Origin of the sequence: Shinella sp. JR1-6 (assembly GCF_004284735.1) — a bacterium.
Classification (GTDB): Bacteria; Pseudomonadota; Alphaproteobacteria; order Rhizobiales; family Rhizobiaceae; genus Shinella.
Genome location: NZ_SHMI01000007.1, coordinates 224,638 through 242,891, shown reverse-complemented (window position 1 = coordinate 242,891; position 18,254 = coordinate 224,638). Strand labels below are relative to the sequence as shown.

16 protein-coding genes are annotated in these 18,254 nt (G+C 65.4%); 13 read left to right on the top strand and 3 right to left on the bottom strand.

The genetic code is table 11. The features are described from left to right. Both EXZ48_RS15455 and EXZ48_RS15450 read right to left on the bottom strand, forming a co-directional pair. Complete coding sequence (locus EXZ48_RS15455) at window positions 1-381, bottom strand: PAAR domain-containing protein (RefSeq protein ID WP_023517450.1); 381 nt, start codon at window positions 379-381, stop codon at window positions 1-3. Then, the gene (locus EXZ48_RS15450) at window positions 378-1,406 is read right to left on the bottom strand and encodes an ATP-binding protein (RefSeq protein WP_130516842.1); all 1,029 of its coding nucleotides are present in this window, start codon (window positions 1,404-1,406) and stop codon (window positions 378-380) included. Before EXZ48_RS15450 ends, EXZ48_RS15455 begins: the two co-directional genes overlap by 4 nt. 100 nt (window positions 1,407-1,506) lie before the next feature. On the opposite strand from EXZ48_RS15450, the gene EXZ48_RS15445 reads away from it, so the two are divergent. The 13 genes from EXZ48_RS15445 to EXZ48_RS15385 all read left to right on the top strand — a co-directional run bounded on the left by EXZ48_RS15445 (window position 1,507) and on the right by EXZ48_RS15385 (window position 17,215). Then, entirely contained in the window at window positions 1,507-1,869 is a 363-nt protein-coding gene (locus EXZ48_RS15445; RefSeq protein WP_245290162.1) for an STAS domain-containing protein, read from the top strand. Between the two features lie 152 nt (window positions 1,870-2,021). Then, the gene (gene tssH, locus EXZ48_RS15440) at window positions 2,022-4,727 is read left to right on the top strand and encodes a type VI secretion system ATPase TssH (protein ID WP_245462146.1); all 2,706 of its coding nucleotides are present in this window, start codon (window positions 2,022-2,024) and stop codon (window positions 4,725-4,727) included. 74 nt (window positions 4,728-4,801) lie between these two features. Next, window positions 4,802-5,278: a type VI secretion system tube protein Hcp gene (locus tag EXZ48_RS15435; RefSeq protein ID WP_023515568.1), complete on the top strand. Its 477-nt coding sequence runs from the start codon at window positions 4,802-4,804 to the stop codon at window positions 5,276-5,278. Between the two features lie 149 nt (window positions 5,279-5,427). Further along, window positions 5,428-7,464 carry a type VI secretion system Vgr family protein gene (locus tag EXZ48_RS15430; RefSeq protein ID WP_165909360.1) on the top strand — a complete coding sequence of 679 codons (2,037 nt, stop codon included), beginning with the start codon at window positions 5,428-5,430 and terminating at the stop codon, window positions 7,462-7,464. A 62-nt stretch (window positions 7,465-7,526) separates the two neighbouring features. Beyond that, complete coding sequence (locus EXZ48_RS15425) at window positions 7,527-8,141, top strand: hypothetical protein (RefSeq protein WP_023515570.1); 615 nt, start codon at window positions 7,527-7,529, stop codon at window positions 8,139-8,141. Between the two features lie 209 nt (window positions 8,142-8,350). Beyond that, window positions 8,351-9,490, top strand: a complete 1,140-nt coding sequence (gene tssA / locus EXZ48_RS15420) for a type VI secretion system protein TssA (protein WP_023515571.1) — start codon at window positions 8,351-8,353, stop codon at window positions 9,488-9,490. Window positions 9,491-9,532: 42 nt separating this feature from the next. After that, window positions 9,533-10,036: a type VI secretion system contractile sheath small subunit gene (tssB, locus tag EXZ48_RS15415; protein WP_023515572.1), complete on the top strand. Its 504-nt coding sequence runs from the start codon at window positions 9,533-9,535 to the stop codon at window positions 10,034-10,036. A 4-nt stretch (window positions 10,037-10,040) separates the two neighbouring features. Further along, complete coding sequence (tssC, locus tag EXZ48_RS15410) at window positions 10,041-11,534, top strand: type VI secretion system contractile sheath large subunit (protein WP_023515573.1); 1,494 nt, start codon at window positions 10,041-10,043, stop codon at window positions 11,532-11,534. A 7-nt stretch (window positions 11,535-11,541) separates the two neighbouring features. Continuing rightward, the gene (gene tssC / locus EXZ48_RS15405) at window positions 11,542-13,068 is read left to right on the top strand and encodes a type VI secretion system contractile sheath large subunit (RefSeq protein WP_050744295.1); all 1,527 of its coding nucleotides are present in this window, start codon (window positions 11,542-11,544) and stop codon (window positions 13,066-13,068) included. Between the two features lie 15 nt (window positions 13,069-13,083). After that, window positions 13,084-13,563: a type VI secretion system baseplate subunit TssE gene (gene tssE, locus EXZ48_RS15400; protein WP_023515575.1), complete on the top strand. Its 480-nt coding sequence runs from the start codon at window positions 13,084-13,086 to the stop codon at window positions 13,561-13,563. 110 nt (window positions 13,564-13,673) lie between these two features. Further along, window positions 13,674-14,840, top strand: coding sequence for a PP2C family protein-serine/threonine phosphatase (locus tag EXZ48_RS15395; RefSeq protein WP_130516836.1), 1,167 nt, complete (start codon window positions 13,674-13,676; stop codon window positions 14,838-14,840). A gap of 193 nt (window positions 14,841-15,033) precedes the next feature. Next, a complete protein-coding gene (locus EXZ48_RS15390; RefSeq protein WP_050744293.1) occupies window positions 15,034-15,837 on the top strand; it encodes a hypothetical protein in 804 nt (267 codons plus the stop codon). A 307-nt stretch (window positions 15,838-16,144) separates the two neighbouring features. Further along, window positions 16,145-17,215 carry a low specificity L-threonine aldolase gene (locus EXZ48_RS15385; RefSeq protein ID WP_130516834.1) on the top strand — a complete coding sequence of 357 codons (1,071 nt, stop codon included), beginning with the start codon at window positions 16,145-16,147 and terminating at the stop codon, window positions 17,213-17,215. On the opposite strand, the gene EXZ48_RS15380 is transcribed toward EXZ48_RS15385, so the two are convergent. Continuing rightward, window positions 17,200-18,246: an AbrB family transcriptional regulator gene (locus EXZ48_RS15380; RefSeq protein ID WP_130516832.1), complete on the bottom strand. Its 1,047-nt coding sequence runs from the start codon at window positions 18,244-18,246 to the stop codon at window positions 17,200-17,202. The two genes, EXZ48_RS15385 and EXZ48_RS15380, sit on opposite strands and share 16 nt — an antisense overlap. Window positions 18,247-18,254: the final 8 nt, after the last annotated feature.

Genomic DNA, 18,254 nt, shown 5'->3' with positions numbered 1-18,254 from the left:
TCAGCCGCCGATCATCACGGTCGGGCAACCGGGCGGCAGGATCTTTCCGACGGGACTGGGGATCGGCGCGACGCAGACGGCGTGCAGCGTCAGGTCGTTGACCCTTGCGGCCGGCAGGCCGCCGATCAGAACGGTGGAGGAGCCCTTGGAGATCATGCCCGGTCCACCGGGCACGCAGCTGGGCAGCGAGCAGAGGATCGTCATGTCCGTCATCCTTGCGGCGGGCATGTTGCCGATCATCACGGTCGGCAGGCCGCCGATGATGGCAAGCGGCAGGGCGGGATGGGGCACCGGCGTCGGCACAAGCGCGGCCGGGTGGATCGGCGCATGGCAATGCGGCGCATCCTGCTTGACCATGTCTCCCATGCGTGCGGCGTTCACGATGCCTTCTCCGCCTCTGCGACGAGGTGTTTTTCCAGTTTCAACACGTTCCAGCCATTACGGCGGCTGTAGGAAACCCTGTCAAGCAGCGTGCGCACGAAATGCATGCCGAGGCCGCCGATCTGTCGGCTTTCCAGGTCCGCCTCCAGGTCGGGCTCAGGAATGCCGAGCGGATCGAAAGGGCGCCCGTCGTCCTGCACCTCGATCGTCAACAGGTTCGACACGATCGACAGGGCGAGGACGATTTCGTGGGCTCCGCCGTCCTCGAAGCCGTAGTTCACGACGTTGGTAAGGATCTCGTCGAGTGCCACGTCGATGCCGGTGACATCGGCCTCGCCGGCGCCGTGCGTCTCCAGAAAGCGCCGCACCTTCTCCGCCGCGACCTGGATGTCGCCATGGGTGTTGCCGAGGGAGAAGGCCGCTTCCTGCGCAAGGCGGCCGCGTGCCTTGACGAGCAGCGCGCAGGCCGCGCCGGAGCGGCCTCGGCCGATCCGCTCGTGCACCAGCGCGGCGATGCCGTCCAGCGGTGTGGCGACCGCGGCCGGAGGAGCGGCGACGTCGCCGGCCGTCAGCCACGCGATGTCGCCAGCCTGCAGAACCGCCGTACCGGCCCGTTCCGACCGGGCGAGAACCGCCGATGCCCTGCCGCAGGCCGCCCCCGATGCCGTGCCGGTGACGACGTCGAGGACGAGGAGGCCGATATCGAGGCCGGCCGTGTCGATCCGCTCCGCCAGGGCCGCCAGCGCCTCCTGCGCACTCGCCGTCTTGGCGACAAGGGCGCGCAAAAGCTGCCGGATGCCTGCCGCGCGCAGCGCCGCGGCGATGTCGCCACCCGCTACCCGCACGGCGCTGGCGGCGAGCAGCGACGGCGCCGGCCAATGATGGTCGTAAAAGGAGACGGCATCGCCCGCATCGCCCGCACCGCCTTCCAGTTCGGCCTCGCGGCGCACCGGAAACCGTTGCGGCAAGAGGGACGCGCGCAGATGCGCGATCAGCGCGGCATCGGAGATAGGGCCTTCCCGCATCACGCCGGCACACCGAAAAGTGTCAAAAAACGTTCTGGCAAGTCGCGCAACTTTCTGAAATCATCGCCCGCATCCGACGCCGTCCCGGCGAAGCGCCAGAGTGATCAACAGGAAGCCCGAGGTCAATATCATCATGAACATCGCCGAGGCCCGTCAGGGAGGCAAGCTCGTCGTTTCTCCCAGCGGCAGGATCGACAGCCAGACCTCTCCCGTCTTCGACAGGCATCTTTCCGCGGTCATCGACCGGGGCGACGTCAACCTCGTCATCGACCTGACAAATCTCGACTATATCAGCAGCACCGGGCTTTCCGCCTTCCTCTCCGCGGCCAAGAAGATCCGCGCGGCAGGCGGCGGCATGGCGCTGGCCGGCCTCAACAGCCGCATCCGCCTGGTCTTCGAAATGAGTGGTTTCTTAAGGTTGTTTCCAATCTACCCGAATGTGGACGCCGCACTCTCCGGGTGAGAAACAAACGACGGTAGACTTTTACGCGTACTAGGTTTTAGAGTTGGTAATCGTTTTGCCTTACGAGAATTGATTCTAATCATCCTTTTACGCTGAAGCACGGTTATACCGGGTTTTGGCGTGGCAAAAGCTGGGGGGCTGCTTTGCTGAACGTGGATCTGCAATCGCTGGTAGGGCGACTGAATGCACATTGCCGCTCGTCGCTCGAAGGTGCTGTCGGGCTGACGCTGTCCAGAACCCACTACAATGTCGAGATCGAGCACTGGCTGACGAAGCTGGTGGAGGCGACGGACAACGACGTCGCGGCCATCCTGCGCCATTTCGAGATCGACACGGGCCGGCTCGCGGCCGATCTCACCAAGGTGCTCGACCGGCTGAAGACCGGCAACAGCCGCTCGCCGGCCCTCACCCCCAATGTGGTCAAGTGGGTGCGCGAGGCCTGGATCTACGGCTCCTTGCAATATGGCGACAGCTCGATCCGCAGCGGCTATCTCATCGTCAGCCTGCTCGGCGACGACGCCCTCTCCGCACTGGCGCGCGATGCCTCTCCGCTCTTTGCGCGGATCAATGCGGAAACGCTGAAGACCAGTCTTCTGAAGATTGTCTCGGGCAGCAGCGAGGCCGGCCAGTCGGCCGCCGCCAGCGGCAAGACGGCAGCCTCCGGCGAGGCCTCCGCCTCGTCCCCGGCCGGTCCGGCCGGCGGTTCGGCGCTCGACCAGTACACGATCAACCTCACGGCGCGGGCGCGCGAAGGCAAGATCGATCCTGTGCTCGGCCGCGATTCCGAGACGCGCCAGATCGTCGACATCCTCACCCGCCGCCGCCAGAACAACCCGATTCTGACCGGTGAGGCCGGCGTCGGCAAGACGGCGGTCGTGGAAGGTTTTGCGCTGAAGATCGCCGCCGGCGAGGTGCCGTCCGCCCTCAAGGATGTCGAACTCCTGTCGCTCGATCTCGGCCTGTTGCAGGCGGGGGCGGGTATGAAGGGCGAGTTCGAGAACCGGCTGAAGAAGGTGATCGAGGAGGTCAAGGCTTCCGCCAAGCCGATCATCATGTTCATCGACGAGGCCCATACGCTGATCGGCGCCGGTGGCGCTGCCGGCCAGAACGATGCGGCAAACCTCCTGAAGCCGGCGCTCGCCCGCGGCGAGATGCGCACCATCGCCGCCACGACCTGGGCGGAGTACAAGAAGTATTTCGAGCGCGATCCCGCACTGACCCGCCGCTTCCAGGTGGTCAAGGTGGAGGAGCCGGACGACGTTGCGGCCATCGCCATGATGCGCGGCCTCATTCCGACGCTGGAGCGCCACCACGGCGTGCGCGTCCTTGCCGAGGCCGTGGAGGATGCGGTCCGGCTGTCGCGCCGCTACATTCCGAGCCGCCAGCTGCCCGACAAGGCGGTGAGCCTGCTCGACACGGCCTGCGGCCGCGTCGCCATCGCCAGCAATGCCGTGCCCGCGGCCGTCGAGGACCGCCGCCGCCGGCTGGACATGATCGACGTCGATCTCGGCGTACTGGCGCGTGAAACGAAGATCGGCGCGGACCATGCCGGGCGCATCGCGGACCTCGAAGAGGAGCGCGTGCGCGTTGCCGAGGAACTGGAAAAGCTGGAAGACCAGTGGAAGCGTGAGCAGGACCTCGTCTCGCGCATCCGCGCGCTGCACGATGCCCTGACCGCTCCGGACGAAGCCGAGCCTAGCGAGAAGACCCCCGAGGAGATGAAGGCGGAGCTTTCCGTCCTCACCGGGGAGCTGGAAGCGCTGCAGGGCGAGACGCCGCTGATGCGGGTGACGGTCGATAGCCAGGCGATCGCCGAAGTGGTCGGCAACTGGACCGGCATTCCGGTCGGACGCATGGTCTCCAACGAGATCAAGACGATCCTCGGCCTCAACGACAAGCTGCGCGAGCGCGTCATCGGCCAGTCCCATGCGCTGGAGGCGATTGCCGAAACCATCCGCACGTCGCGCGCAAAGCTGCTCGATCCGAGAAAGCCGATCGGCGTGTTCCTGATGGTCGGCACCTCGGGCGTCGGCAAGACTGAAACGGCGCTGGCGCTTGCCGACCTGCTCTATGGCGGCGAGCAGAACCTCACCGTCATCAACATGTCGGAATTCAAGGAAGAGCATAAGGTTTCCATGCTCGTCGGCTCGCCCCCCGGTTATGTCGGCTACGGCGAAGGCGGCGTGCTGACGGAGGCCGTGCGCCGGCGGCCCTATTCGGTCATCCTCTTCGACGAGATGGAAAAGGCCCATCCCGGCGTGCAGGACGTCTTCTACCAGGTGTTCGACAAGGGCATGCTGCGCGACGGCGAAGGCCGCGACATCGACTTCAAGAACACGGTCATCATCATGACCTCGAACGCCGGCACAGACCTCATCCACAAGCTCTATGCGGACCCCGCCAAGCGGCCGGACCTGACCGAGCTGACGGAGGCGATCCGTCCGGAACTGCTGAAGAGCTTCAAGCCGGCCTTCCTCGGCCGCTGCTCCGTGGTTCCCTATTTTCCGCTCGCCGACGACGTCATCCGCCAGATCGTCACCCTGCAGCTCGGCCGTATCCGCAAGCGTTTCGCGGAAAACTACAACGCGGTCCTGAGCTGGGACGACACGCTCGTCGAGGAGATCGCCAGCCGCTGCACGGAAGTGGAAAGCGGCGCCCGAAACATCGAGTACATTCTTTCGCGTGGGCTCCTGCCGAGGCTGTCGTCCCATGTTCTCGCCGTCATGGCGGAGGGCGGACAGATCGGCGGACTGAAGGCCGTGCTCGATGAAAACGGCCAGTTCGAATTCCACGCGCAACCTTCGGGCGATACGGTCGCGCAGCCGGAACAGCCGACGGAATTCGTGGCAGCGCAATGAAGCCAATGCGGGGCGGGCCGTGATCGTCCCGATCCATCGACGACATCTCCATCAGGATACCAAGGGAGCAAACTATGGCGATCTACCTGAAATACGAAGGCATCGAAGGGGAAGCGACGCACGACACCCACAAGAAGTGGATCGACGTGTCGTCCCTGCAGTTCGGCGTTGGCCGCGGCATTTCCACGCCGGCGGGCGCAAGCACGAACCGCGAGGCCAGCGAGCCGAGCATCAGTGAAGTCGTCGTCACCAAGACGCTCGACGGCGCCTCGCCGAAGCTGTTCACCGAATCGGTGACGGGCACCACCGGCAAGAAGGTGGAAATCCACCTGGTCAGCACGGGCAACCCGGGCAACACCTATGTCGAATACACGCTGACCAACGCGCTCATCTCGGGCTACAGCGTCTCCTCGGGCGGTGACCGTCCGACGGAATCGCTCTCGATCAACTTCACCAAGATCGAATTCAAGTTCGTGCCCTACGACGACAAGAACAAGGGCGGCACCCCGGTCACGGTCAACTACGACCTGTCCACGACCAAGAGCGGCTGACGCCAGCCACAGGCCTTCACGGCGCGGCTTACCGCAAGAGGCGGGGTCGCGCCGCGAGCTTCGACGGAGCGTCCGGCCCTGCCGCCTCCGACCCATGACACAAGACGGCGATGCGTGCCTCGCGCGCATCTTTCGGGCAGCAAGACCCCATGGCGACGACCCTAGTTCAAGAGGACCGCTGGATCACCCTGGAGACACCTCTCGGGAAAGACGTCTTCGTCGCCACGGAAGCGCGCGGCACGGAAGGCATCTCCAGCCTCTTCGAATTCACCGTCAGCGCCCTTTCCACGCGCGCCTCGATCGATCCGAAGGATCTGCTCGGCAAGAGCGTGACCCTCTCCATGGCGCGTCCCGGCGGCAAGCGCCGCTATGTCAACGGCATCGTCACCGCCTTCTCGGCCGGTGCCTTCACGCGCAACGAATACCGGCTCTATACGCTTGTCGTCTCGCCCAGCCTGTGGCTGCTCAAGCGCACCTCCGATCACAAGGTCTTCCAGGAGAAGACCGCAGTCGCCATCATCGAGCAGTTGCTCGGCGACAGCGACGTGCCCTTCGAGAAGAAGCTGAGCGCCAGCTACGAGACCTGTGAATACCGGGTCCAGTTCGGCGAGACGGACTTCGACTTCTTCCAGCGCCTCCTTTCCGAGGAGGGCATCTTCTATTTCTTCAAGCACAAGGACGGCGAGCACAAGCTGGTGCTGGCGGACAACGCGTCCGCCTATGCCGATTGCCTGCAGGACACCGTCGAATACCGCCAGGCGCAGGAAGAGGCGGTCGACAGCATCCACACCTTCGACACGGGCGCGAGCCTCACGGACGCCGAGTGGCATATCGAGGACTACGACTTCGAGAAGCCCACCGACAACATCGAGGGCGAACGCAAGACGAACCAGCAGCCCGCCTCGAGCAAGAAATGGGAGCATTTCCGCTTCCCCGGCACGTCTGTGAAAGCCGACACACTGAAGCGGTATGCCACCGCCGCCATCGACGCGGCCGAGGCCGGCTTCGAGACGGCGAGCGGTGGCGGCACCTGCGCCAGCTTCACGAGTGGCCATGCCTTCACGCTGAAGGGGCATCCCGTCTCTGCGGAAAACCGCCGCCTCGTCTTGACGGAAGTGCATCACGAGGCCCTTGATCGCGCGCATTTCACCATGCGGCCTGGCACCGAGGTCAAACCCTACTACCGCAACCGTTTCTCCTCCATGCCGGCGACGCGCATCGCGCGCAATTCGCTGCCGACGCCGAAGCCCGTGGTTCAGGGGCCGCAGACCGCCCTTGTCGTCGGCCCGTCCGGCGATGAGATCCACACCGACAAATATGGCCGCATCCGCGTGCAGTTCCATTGGGACCGCTACGGCAAGAAGAACGAGAAGAGCTCCTGCTTCGTGCGCGTGGCGCAGTCGCTTGCCGGCAGCAACTGGGGCTCCGTCTTCGTGCCGCGCATCGGCATGGAGGTGGTGGTGCAGTTTCTCGACGGCGATCCGGACCGGCCGCTGGTGACGGGCGCTGTCTACAATGCCGACAACATGCCGCCCTGGGCGCTGCCCGCCAACATGACGAAGAGCGGGCTTCTGACCCGCAGCAGCAAGTCCGGCCAGACGGCGAATGCCAACGAGCTCTCCTTCGAGGACAAGAAGGGCGAAGAAAAGATCACCTTCCATGCGGAGAAGGATTTCCTGCGGGAAGTCGAGAACGACGACACGCTGGATGTCGGGCACGACCAGAAGCGCACGATCAAGAACGACCGCACCACCGAGATCACCGAGGGCAACGAGACCCTGACGATCAAGAAGGGCAACCGGACGGAAAAGATCGAGACGGGCAACGAGATGCTCGACATCGACAAGGGCAACCGCACCGTCACGCTGTCCACCGGCAATGACGACCTGACCCTCAAGAAGGGTGGCCGTACCGTGGCTCTCACCATGGGCGATGACAGCCTGACGCTGTCCAAGGGCAACCAGACGACGAAGGCCAGCGCCGGCAAGATCACGCTCGAGGCAATGCAGGGCATCACGCTGAAGTGCGGCGCCAGCACGGTGGAGATCACGCAGGCCGGCATTACCATCAAGGGCGTCACCCTTTCCATCGAGGGTTCCGCCAAGACGGATGTCAAGGGACCGGTCGTCAACGTCGCGGGCGATGGCATGGCCATCCTCAAGGGCGGCATCGTGAAGATCAACTAGGCCGGTTCCGGCGGGGAGCAGGCGCTCCGCCATCCGGAACCGGCAAGAACGAAGGGCAGACGGTGAAGATCCAGACGGAAGCGTTCCGCAAGGTGACGGCCCAGACGGCGCAGGAGATCTGCAGCCGGGCGGACCTGTCTGCCGAGGCTCGACCCTTCCTTTTGCCCGACCTGTCACCGCAAGGCTTCCTCGCGCTGCTCGTCGAGGCGGAAAACATTGGGGACGCCGTGCGGTTCGTCGCCTTTGCATTGCCCATCCGCGAGGCGATCTGGTGGGCGCATGTGGTGGCCAGAACCAACATTCCGGTGCCGACCGAGCTGGAAATGCTGTGCCTCGACCGCACGGCGGCCTGGGTCTACGAGCCGAGCGACGCCCGTCGCCGCTCTTGCATGGAATGCGCCGAATCGGCCAAGTTCACGGGAGCGGCGGCCTATGCCGCGCTCTCGGTGTTCTGGTCCGGCGGCAGCCTTGCGCCGGAGGGCATGCCGGATGCGGAGGCCGATCCGCGCCTGGGGCCGATCGGCGCGGGGGCGTCCATCCTCTTGTCGATCACCAATGGCGATGCGGCGACGCTCGTCGATCGCTTCGAGACGGCGATCGTCCGGGCGGTCAGCATTGCCAATGGCGGCAACGGCTGGTTGCCGGGCGAGCGGCCGGTAGGAACGAATGGATCGTGAGCCAGGCTTCACAAAAACGTGTGACGTTTGTGGAACAACAGGCTCGGGGCGAAGCTCCAGAATCGGGAGATTCGCTTCAAGATCAATTAAGTATTTGGGGCTAAGCATTCTCTGCCAGCCCCGCGTGTAGCGGTATCCAATTGAAGTGCGGCGGAAGCGGCATGCGCCGGCTATTCCGCAATCAGCCCGCGAGGGGAGGATCTAGACCCATGGCTCTGCCGCAGGTTATCGATGTCGATGCTCTGCTCCAGCCGATCTCGGAAGAGGCGCCTGCCGGGACCGATCCGCGTTCCGACAGCTCCCCCACCTCGCTCTACTACCGCACCAAGGACGCCCGTAACGCCGCCCGCTCGGCCGAGCGGGCCGCTGTCGAACTCGGCGGCGCACCGCCCGAGGAATGGGATACGGTCGCCGAAACGGCGGCGGAGATTCTCGGCACCCATGGCAAGGATCTCGAAATCGCCGCATGGCTGATTGAAGCCCTGTTGCGGCAGGACGGTTTCATGGGCCTGCGCGATGGCCTGAAGGTGATGACCGGCCTCGTCGCGGGTTTCTGGGAGACGTGTTTTCCCGAGCTTGACGAAGACGGCGTGGAAGGAAAAGTATCCGCCGTCGCCGGCCTCAACGGCTCCGGCGCGGTCGGCACGCTCATCCAGCCGATCCGCCTCGTGTCCATCACCCGCGGTTCGCAGGGCAGCTACTCGCTGTGGAACTACGAGCAGGCGACGGACCTTGCCAAGGTCACCGATTCCAACCGCCGGCAGGAGCGGATCGACAACGGTGCGGTGACCATGGAGCAATTCATGGAGAGCGTGGCCGATACACCCGCCTCCTTCTTCGCCGAAACCCAGACCGGGATCGCGGAGGCGCTTGCCGCCCTTGCCGAGATGTCGGCGGCCTTCGACGCGGTGGCCGGCGTCGATGCCCCACCCGTTTCGGCGCTGCGCGAGCTTCTGGAGGAGATCTCCCGCTCGATAGCCCATTTCGCCGCTGACAAGCTGGCAGTTGCAAACTACTCTTCCGGCAGCGAGGACATCGCCGCCGACGGTCCGGCAGACGAGGGCGAGGCCGGCATGCGCGCGGCGGGGGAAACCACCGTCGTCGTGCGGAAGATCGAAGGCTATCAGTCTCGTGAGGAGGCGCTGGCGGAACTGTCCCGCATCGCCGCCTATTTCCGCAAGACGGAGCCCCATTCGCCCATGTCGTACACGCTCGATGACGCCGTCAGGCGTGCGCGCATGAGCCTGCCTGAACTGCTGCTGGAGCTGGTCGAGGACCCGTCCCATCTGCAGCGCATCTTGCTGGCGGCGGGCATCAAGCCGCCGGAGCCGGCCGAACAGGGTTATTGATAACGAGTCGCAGAAAATCCACCGCTTGAAGAGGGGGCCGTCATGGCAGAAAGCGTTCAACAGAAATTGAAGAGAGTGCGTGCACCGCGCGTTCACATCACCTATGACGTGGAGACGGAAGGCGCGCAGGTCCGCAAGGAACTGCCGTTCGTCGTCGGCGTGATCGGCGACTTTTCGGGCAAGCCCTACGAGCCGCAGAAGCCGCTGCGTGACCGCAAGTTCATCCAGATCGACCGCGACAATTTCGACGACGTCATGCAGCGCATGACGCCCGGCGCGGAATTCAAGGTGGAGAACACGCTGGCGGGTGACGATTCCCTGCTGCCGGTCGCGCTGAAGTTCAAGTCGATCGACGATTTCGAGCCCGGCGCCATCGTCGACCAGGTCGAGCCGCTGCGCAAGCTGCTGGCCGTGCGCAACAAGCTGCGCGACCTGATGTCGAAGGTCGATCGCTCGGAAGAGCTGGAAAGCCTCCTGGAAGAAGTCCTGCAGAACACCGACAAGCTGACGGCCCTGGCGGGCGAGCTTGGCGCAGAAAAGGAGTAAGGGCATGAGCGCCGAGACCCAAGCAGCCGGAAGCGCCGCTGTCGCCGAAGAGACCGGCTCCCTGAGCCTTCTCGACCAGGCCATCCAGGTCACCAAGACCGCCGAGCCCGACGAGATCCAGGACCTCCTGCGCACGCTGACCTCCGAAGCCCTTTCCGGCACGGTGACGTTCAGCAAGAACCTGACGCAGACCTTCAACAAGGCGATCGCGGCCATCGACGAGAAGCTTTCCAAGCAGCTCACCGCGATCATGCACAATGACGAGTTCCAGAAGCTGGAAGGCACCTGGCGCGGTCTGAACTATCTCGTCAAGAACTCGGAAACCAGCGCGACGCTGAAAATCCGCATGCTCAACATGACGAAGAAGGAGCTGCACAAGGACCTCACCAAGGCCGTCGAATTCGACCAGAGCCAGATTTTCAAGAAGCTCTATGAAAACGAATTCGGCACGCCCGGCGGCGAACCCTACGGCGCGCTGATCGGCGACTTCGAATTCGGCAGCGGCACGGAAGACCTCGAAGTGCTGCAGGGCATGTCGAATGTTGCCGCTGCGTCCTTCGCGCCCTTCATCTCGGCCGCCAGCCCGAAGATGTTCGGCCTCGAAAGCTTCACCGAGCTTTCCAAGCCGCGCGACCTCGAAAAGATCTTCGACAGCTCGGAATACATCAAGTGGCGCAGCTTCCGTGACAGCGACGACAGCCGCTTCGTCACGCTCACCATGCCGCGCGTGCTCGCCCGCGTGCCCTACGGTTCGCAGGGCAAGCAGATCGAGGAGTTCAAGTTCGAGGAAGCCCCGATCGATGCCAACGGCGTCGTCACCAAGATGCAGTCGCAAGACTTCACCTGGATGAATGCATCCTACGCGCTGGGTGAACGCCTGACCTCGGCCTTCGCCAAGTACGGCTGGTGCGTGGCCATCCGCGGTGCGGAAGGCGGCGGCAAGGTGGAGAACCTTCCGACCTTCACCTTCACCAGCGACGACGGCGATGCCGACCAGCAGTGCCCGACGGAAATCGGTATCACCGACCGCCGCGAAGCCGAACTTTCCAAGCTCGGCTTCCTGCCGCTCTGCCACTACAAGAGCACCGACTATGCCGTGTTCTTCGGTGCACAGACGACCCAGCGCCCGAAGAAGTACGACAAGCCGGACGCGACGGCCAATGCCGCCATCTCCGCCCGCCTGCCCTACATCATGGCGACGTCGCGCTTCTCGCACTATCTCAAGGTCATGGGCCGCGACAAGATCGGCTCCTTCCTCGAGGTCAGCGATTGCGAGACCTGGCTCAACAACTGGATCCGCAACTTCGTCAACGGCAATCCGGATGCGAGCGCCGAAATGAAGGCGCAGTATCCGCTGGCCGAAGCCCAGGTCACGGTGAAGGAAATCCCGGGTTCGCCGGGCGCCTACAACGCCGTCGCGTATCTGCGTCCGTGGTTGCAGATGGAAGAGCTGACCGCCTCCATGCGCCTCGTCGCCCGCATTCCGCAGATGGGCTGACGCCCGGATGCACGAAGACGACGCCATCGCTGCGGGACACGCCTCCGGCGGCGATGGTGCGACGGGCGAAGCCGGCCTGCGGCTTCGGATCGTCGACGCTGTCCTGGGCCGCGGCGGGGATGCTCCTGCCGCGGCGCTCGACCGGTTCCTCGATTGCGAGGACCCTGACGAATGCCTCCGTCTCTGGTTCGGCCCGCGCAAGGGCGGCGACCGCTGGCGCGCGGTGCTGACCCGCGATATCGCGGCGATCGATCCGCTCCTCGGCGACCAGATCGACGCCATCATCCACACTCCTGATTTCAAGGCGCTGGAAGCCTCCTGGCGCGGTGTCGATCTCCTGCTTTCGGAAACCGGCAACGACGACAAGGTCCGCGTCAAGCTCTTCAACGCGACCTGGGCGGAGCTGTCGCGGGACTTCGACCGTGCCATCGAGTTCGACCAGAGCACGCTGTTCGCCAAGGTCTACAGCGAAGAATACGGCATGCCGGGCGGCGTGCCCTACGGTCTGCTTCTGTGCGATCATGCGGTGCGCCACCGTGCCCCCGGCGGGCAGGACGATGTCGGCACGCTCACCGGGCTTGCGCAGGTCGCCGCTGCGGCCTTCTCTCCCTGCATCCTTGGTGCCGCGCCGGAGCTCTTCGGCGTCACCACCTTCGCCGACCTTTCCTATGCACAACGTCTCGATGCTGGCTTCCAGCTCGGCGAATACCATCGCTGGCGCCGGCTGCGCGACCTCGAGGACAGCCGTTTCCTCGGCATCGCCATGCCGCGTGTCCTGCTGCGCGACCGGTACCGCGACAGCGCCTCCCGCCAGGACGGCTTCCGCTACAGCGAGGGTGGCGCGGGGGTCGATTCCTGGCTCTGGGGCAATGCCGCCTTCGCCTTCGGCGTCATCGCCATCCGCGCCTTCCGTGACTGGGGCTGGTTTGCCGACATGTGCGGCACGCGCGGTCCGGAGGGCGATCTCGGTGGTGTGGTCGACCATCTGCCGGCGGCAAATTTTTCCACCGGTGAGGCCATCGCCTACCGGCGGCCGCTGGAGGTGGAGCTTACCGACAAGAAGCAGAAGATTCTCGAAGGGCTCGGCTTCATCGCGCTTACCCCGCGCAATTTCGATCGGTCCGTCGTTTTCCTCGGCGCGCAATCGCTCTATGCCGCCCCGAATGACGGCGACCTGCCCATGCAGGTCAATGGCCGGCTGTCCTCCATGCTGCACTATGTCATGTGCATGAGCCGCTTCGCCCATTATGTGAAGATCATGGCGCGCGACCGGGTCGGCGCCTATACGACGCCGCAGGACCTCGAACGGTATCTCGAAGACTGGTTGCGCAACTACACGATCGGCAACACCGATGCCGGCCCCGAGCTGAAGGCGCGCTATCCGCTGGCCGGGGCGCGGCTGGAGATGAGCGAGGTGAGCGGGCGCCCGGGCGTCATGAACTGCGTGCTGCATCTCCAGCCGCATTTCCAGTTCGACCAGGTCGTCTCGGGGTTCCGGATGCGCACTGAAGTCCAGGCGATGCGGTCGCGGTAAGGCAAAGGAGAACGCATGGCCCGGCTTCCCAACAAGGCCCCTCCCCGGCTTCCGCTCTTCGACCGGCTGCTGCAGGGCGACAGCATCGAGACCGATCGCAGCGCCGACCGCGCCATGCAGGAACTGCACGAATCGGTCCGGCGCGACCTGGAAATCCTGTTCAACACCCGGCCGGGCCGCCTGCCGGAGGACGCGCGGCTGACGGAGCTGCGCCAGTCGATCCTGACCTACGGCCTGCCGGAAGTGCAAAGCCAGCACCTCGCCTCGCCCGCCCAGCAGGAACAGTTCCGCAAGGGACTGGAGGATGTCATCCGCCGGTTCGAGCCACGCTTCCGCGAGCTTTCCGTCGTGCTGGTCGTGCCGGAAAACCAGGTCGAGCGGGTGCTGCGCTTCCAGATCAACGCGCTTCTGGAAACCGATTCCTCCAGCGAGGCGGTGATCTTCAACACGGCGATCGATCCCGTGACGGGCATGCTCTCGATCAACGGGCGGTAAGGCCGGGCACGGCATGGCAATTCCATCCGCCGCCTTGAAACGCCGCGCGATTGGCGTAACCTGACGCCCAGGCGCCGCCCTTCATCCGCATCGCAGCCACGAGGCCCTCTTTGGATTTCTCCCAGGCAAGAATCCTCATCGTCGACGATATCGAGGACAACAGGGACGTGCTGGCGCGCCGGCTGCGGCGGCAGGGTCTCGTCGATGTGCACCAGGCGGCCGACGGCCTCGAGGCGCTCGACAGGATCCGCAGCGAGCCCTTCGATCTCGTGCTGCTCGACGTGATGATGCCGCGCATGAACGGTGTCGATGCGCTGCAGGCCATGCGTGACGAAGGCTGGCTTCAGAAGACGCCCGTCGTGATGATCTCTGCCGCATCGGAGATCGAGACGGTGGTGCGTTGCGTCGAGCTGGGCGCCGAGGACTATCTGCCGAAGCCTTTCAATCCCGCGCTGCTTGCTGCCCGCGTCAGGGCCGTGCTGGAACGCAAGTTCCTGCGCGACATCAACCAGCGCCAGCTCGACCGGCTGGAGCGCGAGCTGGCTGAAGCCTGGCTGTGCCAGCAATCCATGCTGCCCACCGAATTTCCCGTCGATCCGGCAAGGCTCGACATCTTTGCGAGCGTCGATCCTGCCCTCGAAATCGGCGGCGATCTCTACGACGTGTTCGAGGTCGCGCCGGGCCTCGTCGCGCTGGCGATCGGCGACGTGGCGGGCAAGGGGGCTTCGGCCGCGCTCTTCATGGCGCGCACGCGCAGTCTCCTGCGGGCGGGGACGCTGCAGTTCCACGCCATAGCCGGCCGGGTGCCTCAGCCTTCCGAGATCGTCGCCCTCGTCAACGACGAGCTTTGCAAGAACAATCCGAATTCCCGCTTCGTCACGCTGTTCTTCGCCCTGCTGGAGGTTGCGACCGGTCGCCTCGCCTATTGCAATGCCGGGCATGTCTATCCCATCCTGACAGGCGCGGCGGCCGTGTCGGAGGTCTCCACGCCGCCCGATCCGGCGCTCGGGGTCATCGAGGCGCTGACCTTTGCCGATCATGAGCTGACCCTTGCTGCGGGCGACTGCCTGTTCCTCACCTCCGATGGTCTTTCGGACATGCAGAACGCGGATCAGGCCCAGTTCGGTACGGAGGCCATCCTTGCCGAGATCGCCGGCAATCGCGGCGCTTCCTCGGCCGATCTTGCCGGTGCCGTTCTGGCGAAGGCGCGTGCCTTTGCCAGCGGCGCGGCACAGTTCGACGACATCACGGTGCTGGTCGTCCGGCGGCGTGCCTGAACGCGAAAAGTGCGGTTGGGCCGTGACTTGCCACTGTCAATTGTGCGGAGTTTGCAGTAGCGTCTGCGTCGGCATTTTAGTGATGGCGTAAGCAAGCGACGCCGCGTAACGTAGTGGGGACAAGGGGTAGAACGGCACGGCGAGCAAGGGCTGCACACGGGCCGGTCTCTGGTTTTTCAAAGGGGGACAGGTCGTGCCGGGTGGTATCAATTTTGGCGCGCTCGACAAGGGCGACGCGGAAGACGTGTGCTGGTGTGTCGTGGAATCGATCGCGGATATGGACGACACCGCATCGAGCATCGTGGCGGTCGTGCATTTCCTGCGCGAGGTCTACGGCGCGGAGGATGCGGATGAGAGGGTCATCCCGAACCCGGCCTTCCTGGCCAACGGACATGACGGCATGTCGCCGAAGACGCGCAAGTATTTCACCGGGCGCACCTTCAAGGGCCTCGGCGGCAGCGCGGTCAGTCTCGCCGGGGGCCTTGCCTCGGGCGTGACGGCGGTCGATGTCGGCAGCATCCTGAAGGAGGGCAGCGCCGTCGGCACCACGGCTGCGCATCTCATCGGCATCAAGGCCGCCGGCAAGGGCTTCAAGAAGAGCGAGACGGTGACGCGCTGGGTCGATGCCATGCTCAAGGCGAAGGTCGCCAAGATCGGCGTGCGCGGCGTCGGTCTTGCCGGTGCCGCCATCCCGATCCCGGCGGTCGGCCTTGCCACCAGCGTGGCCACCACCGTCGCCAAGCTCGGCATCAAGGTGACGCTGAGCAAGCTCGTCGCGCGCACCGCGATGGAGGTTCACTGGCGCGCCTATCAGGAAACTGTTATCGCCGGTGCCTTCGGCGGCCGCGGCGGGCCCGTCGGCCCGGCCTCGGCGATGTTCTACGAGATCTTCACCAAACGCAGCTTCACCCGCATCTTCGGCAAGCACGACACCGCCGCCCTGATCAAGGAGCCCGGCGGCTGGATGGCGCTGAATGACAAGCTGATGCTGATGTAATCGGAGCGCCCTGGGGCGGTCGCGGCAGATCCTGCGCCGGACCGGACCCTTTTTCTGAACGGAAAGGCAAGCTTCTTGCCTTTCCGCGTCTCAGTGCGATTGCCGCCAGCCCTACCCTTGTGGGCAGGCGGAGCCGGGATCTCCGTTCCTGCGGTGCCGCTGTGCTACCCTTTCAGGGCGTGGAGGCAGGAAATGGCCTCCTCATCGGGTGCGGTGGCGTGTTGTGGCAACCGTGTCCTTCCGGATAGGATCGCTCCGGTGCGCCGTCGGCGCGCCGGTTGCCGCCTCGCATTCAAGGATAGCGTTCATGTCGCCCCCTTCCCCCCTCATCGATCTTGCTGCCGACACCGCCACGCGCCCCGGCGAAGGCATGCGCCAGGCCATTGCGGCGGCGGTCGTGGGTGATGAGCAGCGGGGCGAGGACCCGACGACGCTGGCGCTGGAGGCACGGGTGGCCGAGCTGCTGGGGCAAGAGAAGGCGCTGTTCCTGCCTTCAGGAACGATGGCGAACCAGATCGCCTTCCTCGTCCATTGCCGGGCGGGGGACGAGATCGTCTGTGCGGAAAACGCCCATGTCTTCGGTTCGGAAGGGGCGGGCGCAGCGGCGCTCTCCGGCGCGCAGTTCCGCCCGATCGAGACGGCGACGGGCCTCTTTTCCGTGGAGGACGTCGTGCGCCGGTTGCGGGTGCCGCGCCACCGTTCGCCGCGCAGCCGGGTCATCGCCATCGAGCAGACCACCAATCGCGGCGGCGGGCGCATCTGGCCCGAGGCGACGATCCTTGCCCTGAAGGCACTGGCGCAGGAAAAGGGGCTCGCGCTGCACATGGACGGTGCGCGGCTGCTCAACGCCGCCGTCGCCACCGGCCTTCCAGCGGCCCGCTTCGCCGCGCCGTGCGACAGCGTCTGGATCGATCTTTCCAAGGGTTTGGGATGCCCGGTCGGTGCGGTTCTGGCGGGGCCGGAAGGCTTCATCGAAGAGGCGCTGATCTGGAAGCACCGGCTCGGTGGCGCCATGCGGCAATCCGGCATTCTCGCCGCCGCGGGGCTCTATGCGCTCGATCACAATGTCGCGCGCATGGCGGAGGATCACGCCAATGCCCGCCGGCTTGCCAGGTGGCTTGGCGGCGTGCCCGGCCTTGGCCTGCAGCCCGAGGGCGATGTCACCAACATCCTGTTTCTCGATCTTGCCGGGACAGGCGTTCCCGCGCGCACCTTGGCCGAGGCGCTGTTCGGCGCGGGGATCCGCGTCAATGTCGAGGGCGAGAGCCGCGTCCGCATGGTCACCCATCTCGACATTTCCGCCGAGGACGTGGAGGTCGCCGGACGGGCGATCGTTGCGGCGCTGGCGCGGCTGCGGTCGCCTCAGCCGGGCGGCTGAGCCCGGCGCATGAGGCGGAACAGGATCGGCGCGCCGAGGATGACCACCAGGATGCGCGTGAGGTGGTGCACGACGACGAAGCTCAGGTCCGCACCGGAGACCAGCGCCAGCATCGACATTTCCGCCTGCCCGCCGGGAATGAAGGCAAGGAAGCCTTCGACGGGCGGGGCAAGGCCGGTCAGCGTCACGAGTTCCGTCACCGCGCCGGCGAGCGCGGCGAGGATCAGCACGAAGGCAGCCCCGCCGGTGACGGTGTTGCGCAGTTCGCGCAGCGTCACGCCGACATAGCTGACGCCGATGCCCATGCCGATGAGGAATTGTGCGGCCAGAAGCGCCTCGCGCGGCGGACGCAGATGCAGGATGCCGGCGAGCGACAGGACGGCGGAGACGAGGAGCGGCCCGAGGATCGCCGCGCCGAAAAGGCCGATCCGCTCGCCACCCTTCCAGCCGACGAGAGCGGCGACCGCCATGATCAGCATTTCCGGAACCGGCAGGTCGGAGGCCGGCGGGCCGACCGGATGCGTGAGGCCGACGCCGTAGATGTTGACGAGGATGATGGGCGCGACGACCATGATGACCATCAGCCGCGTGACATGGACCAGCGACAATTGCCGGACATTCGCCCCGGCCTCCTGTCCGAAGATCGTCATGTCCGCCGCCCCGCCGGGCATGGCGGCATAAAAGGCCGTTACCGGATCGAAGCCGCAGACGCGCCGGAAGAAGGGCACGCCGATCAGCCCGATCACGACGATATAGGCCGGCACCAGTGCCAGGGACGCGACCATCGAGGGCAGTTCGGCGATCAGCGCCGGGGTGACGGATGTGCCGATCGCGACACCAAGCACCGAGCGCGCGGCGACCGACACCTGCCCCAGCCCTGCCAGCGGCGCGCCGAACAGCGCCGCCACCAGCGAGGCGGCCATCGGCCCGAACAGGAACGGCAGGGGCAGATGCAGGGCGAGGAAGACCGCAACGCCAGCTGCCGCGATCAGCACGGTCATCCCGCGCCGGAAAAGGAGGGTGTGCGCCATGCCCCGCC

Bases quoted from the DNA above. Each gene is read 5' to 3' on its own strand.
- EXZ48_RS15450 (WP_130516842.1), bottom strand. From the start codon at position 1,406: ATGCGGGAAGGCCCTATCTCCGATGCCGCGCTGATCGCGCATCTGCGC.
- EXZ48_RS15435 (WP_023515568.1), top strand. From the start codon at position 4,802: ATGGCGATCTACCTGAAATACGAAGGCATCGAAGGGGAAGCGACGCAC.
- EXZ48_RS15430 (WP_165909360.1), top strand. From the start codon at position 5,428: ATGGCGACGACCCTAGTTCAAGAGGACCGCTGGATCACCCTGGAGACA.
- tssA (WP_023515571.1), top strand. From the start codon at position 8,351: ATGGCTCTGCCGCAGGTTATCGATGTCGATGCTCTGCTCCAGCCGATC.
- tssB (WP_023515572.1), top strand. From the start codon at position 9,533: ATGGCAGAAAGCGTTCAACAGAAATTGAAGAGAGTGCGTGCACCGCGC.
- tssC (WP_023515573.1), top strand. From the start codon at position 10,041: ATGAGCGCCGAGACCCAAGCAGCCGGAAGCGCCGCTGTCGCCGAAGAG.
- tssC (WP_050744295.1), top strand. From the start codon at position 11,542: ATGCACGAAGACGACGCCATCGCTGCGGGACACGCCTCCGGCGGCGAT.
- tssE (WP_023515575.1), top strand. From the start codon at position 13,084: ATGGCCCGGCTTCCCAACAAGGCCCCTCCCCGGCTTCCGCTCTTCGAC.
- EXZ48_RS15385 (WP_130516834.1), top strand. From the start codon at position 16,145: ATGTCGCCCCCTTCCCCCCTCATCGATCTTGCTGCCGACACCGCCACG.
- EXZ48_RS15380 (WP_130516832.1), bottom strand. From the start codon at position 18,246: ATGGCGCACACCCTCCTTTTCCGGCGCGGGATGACCGTGCTGATCGCG.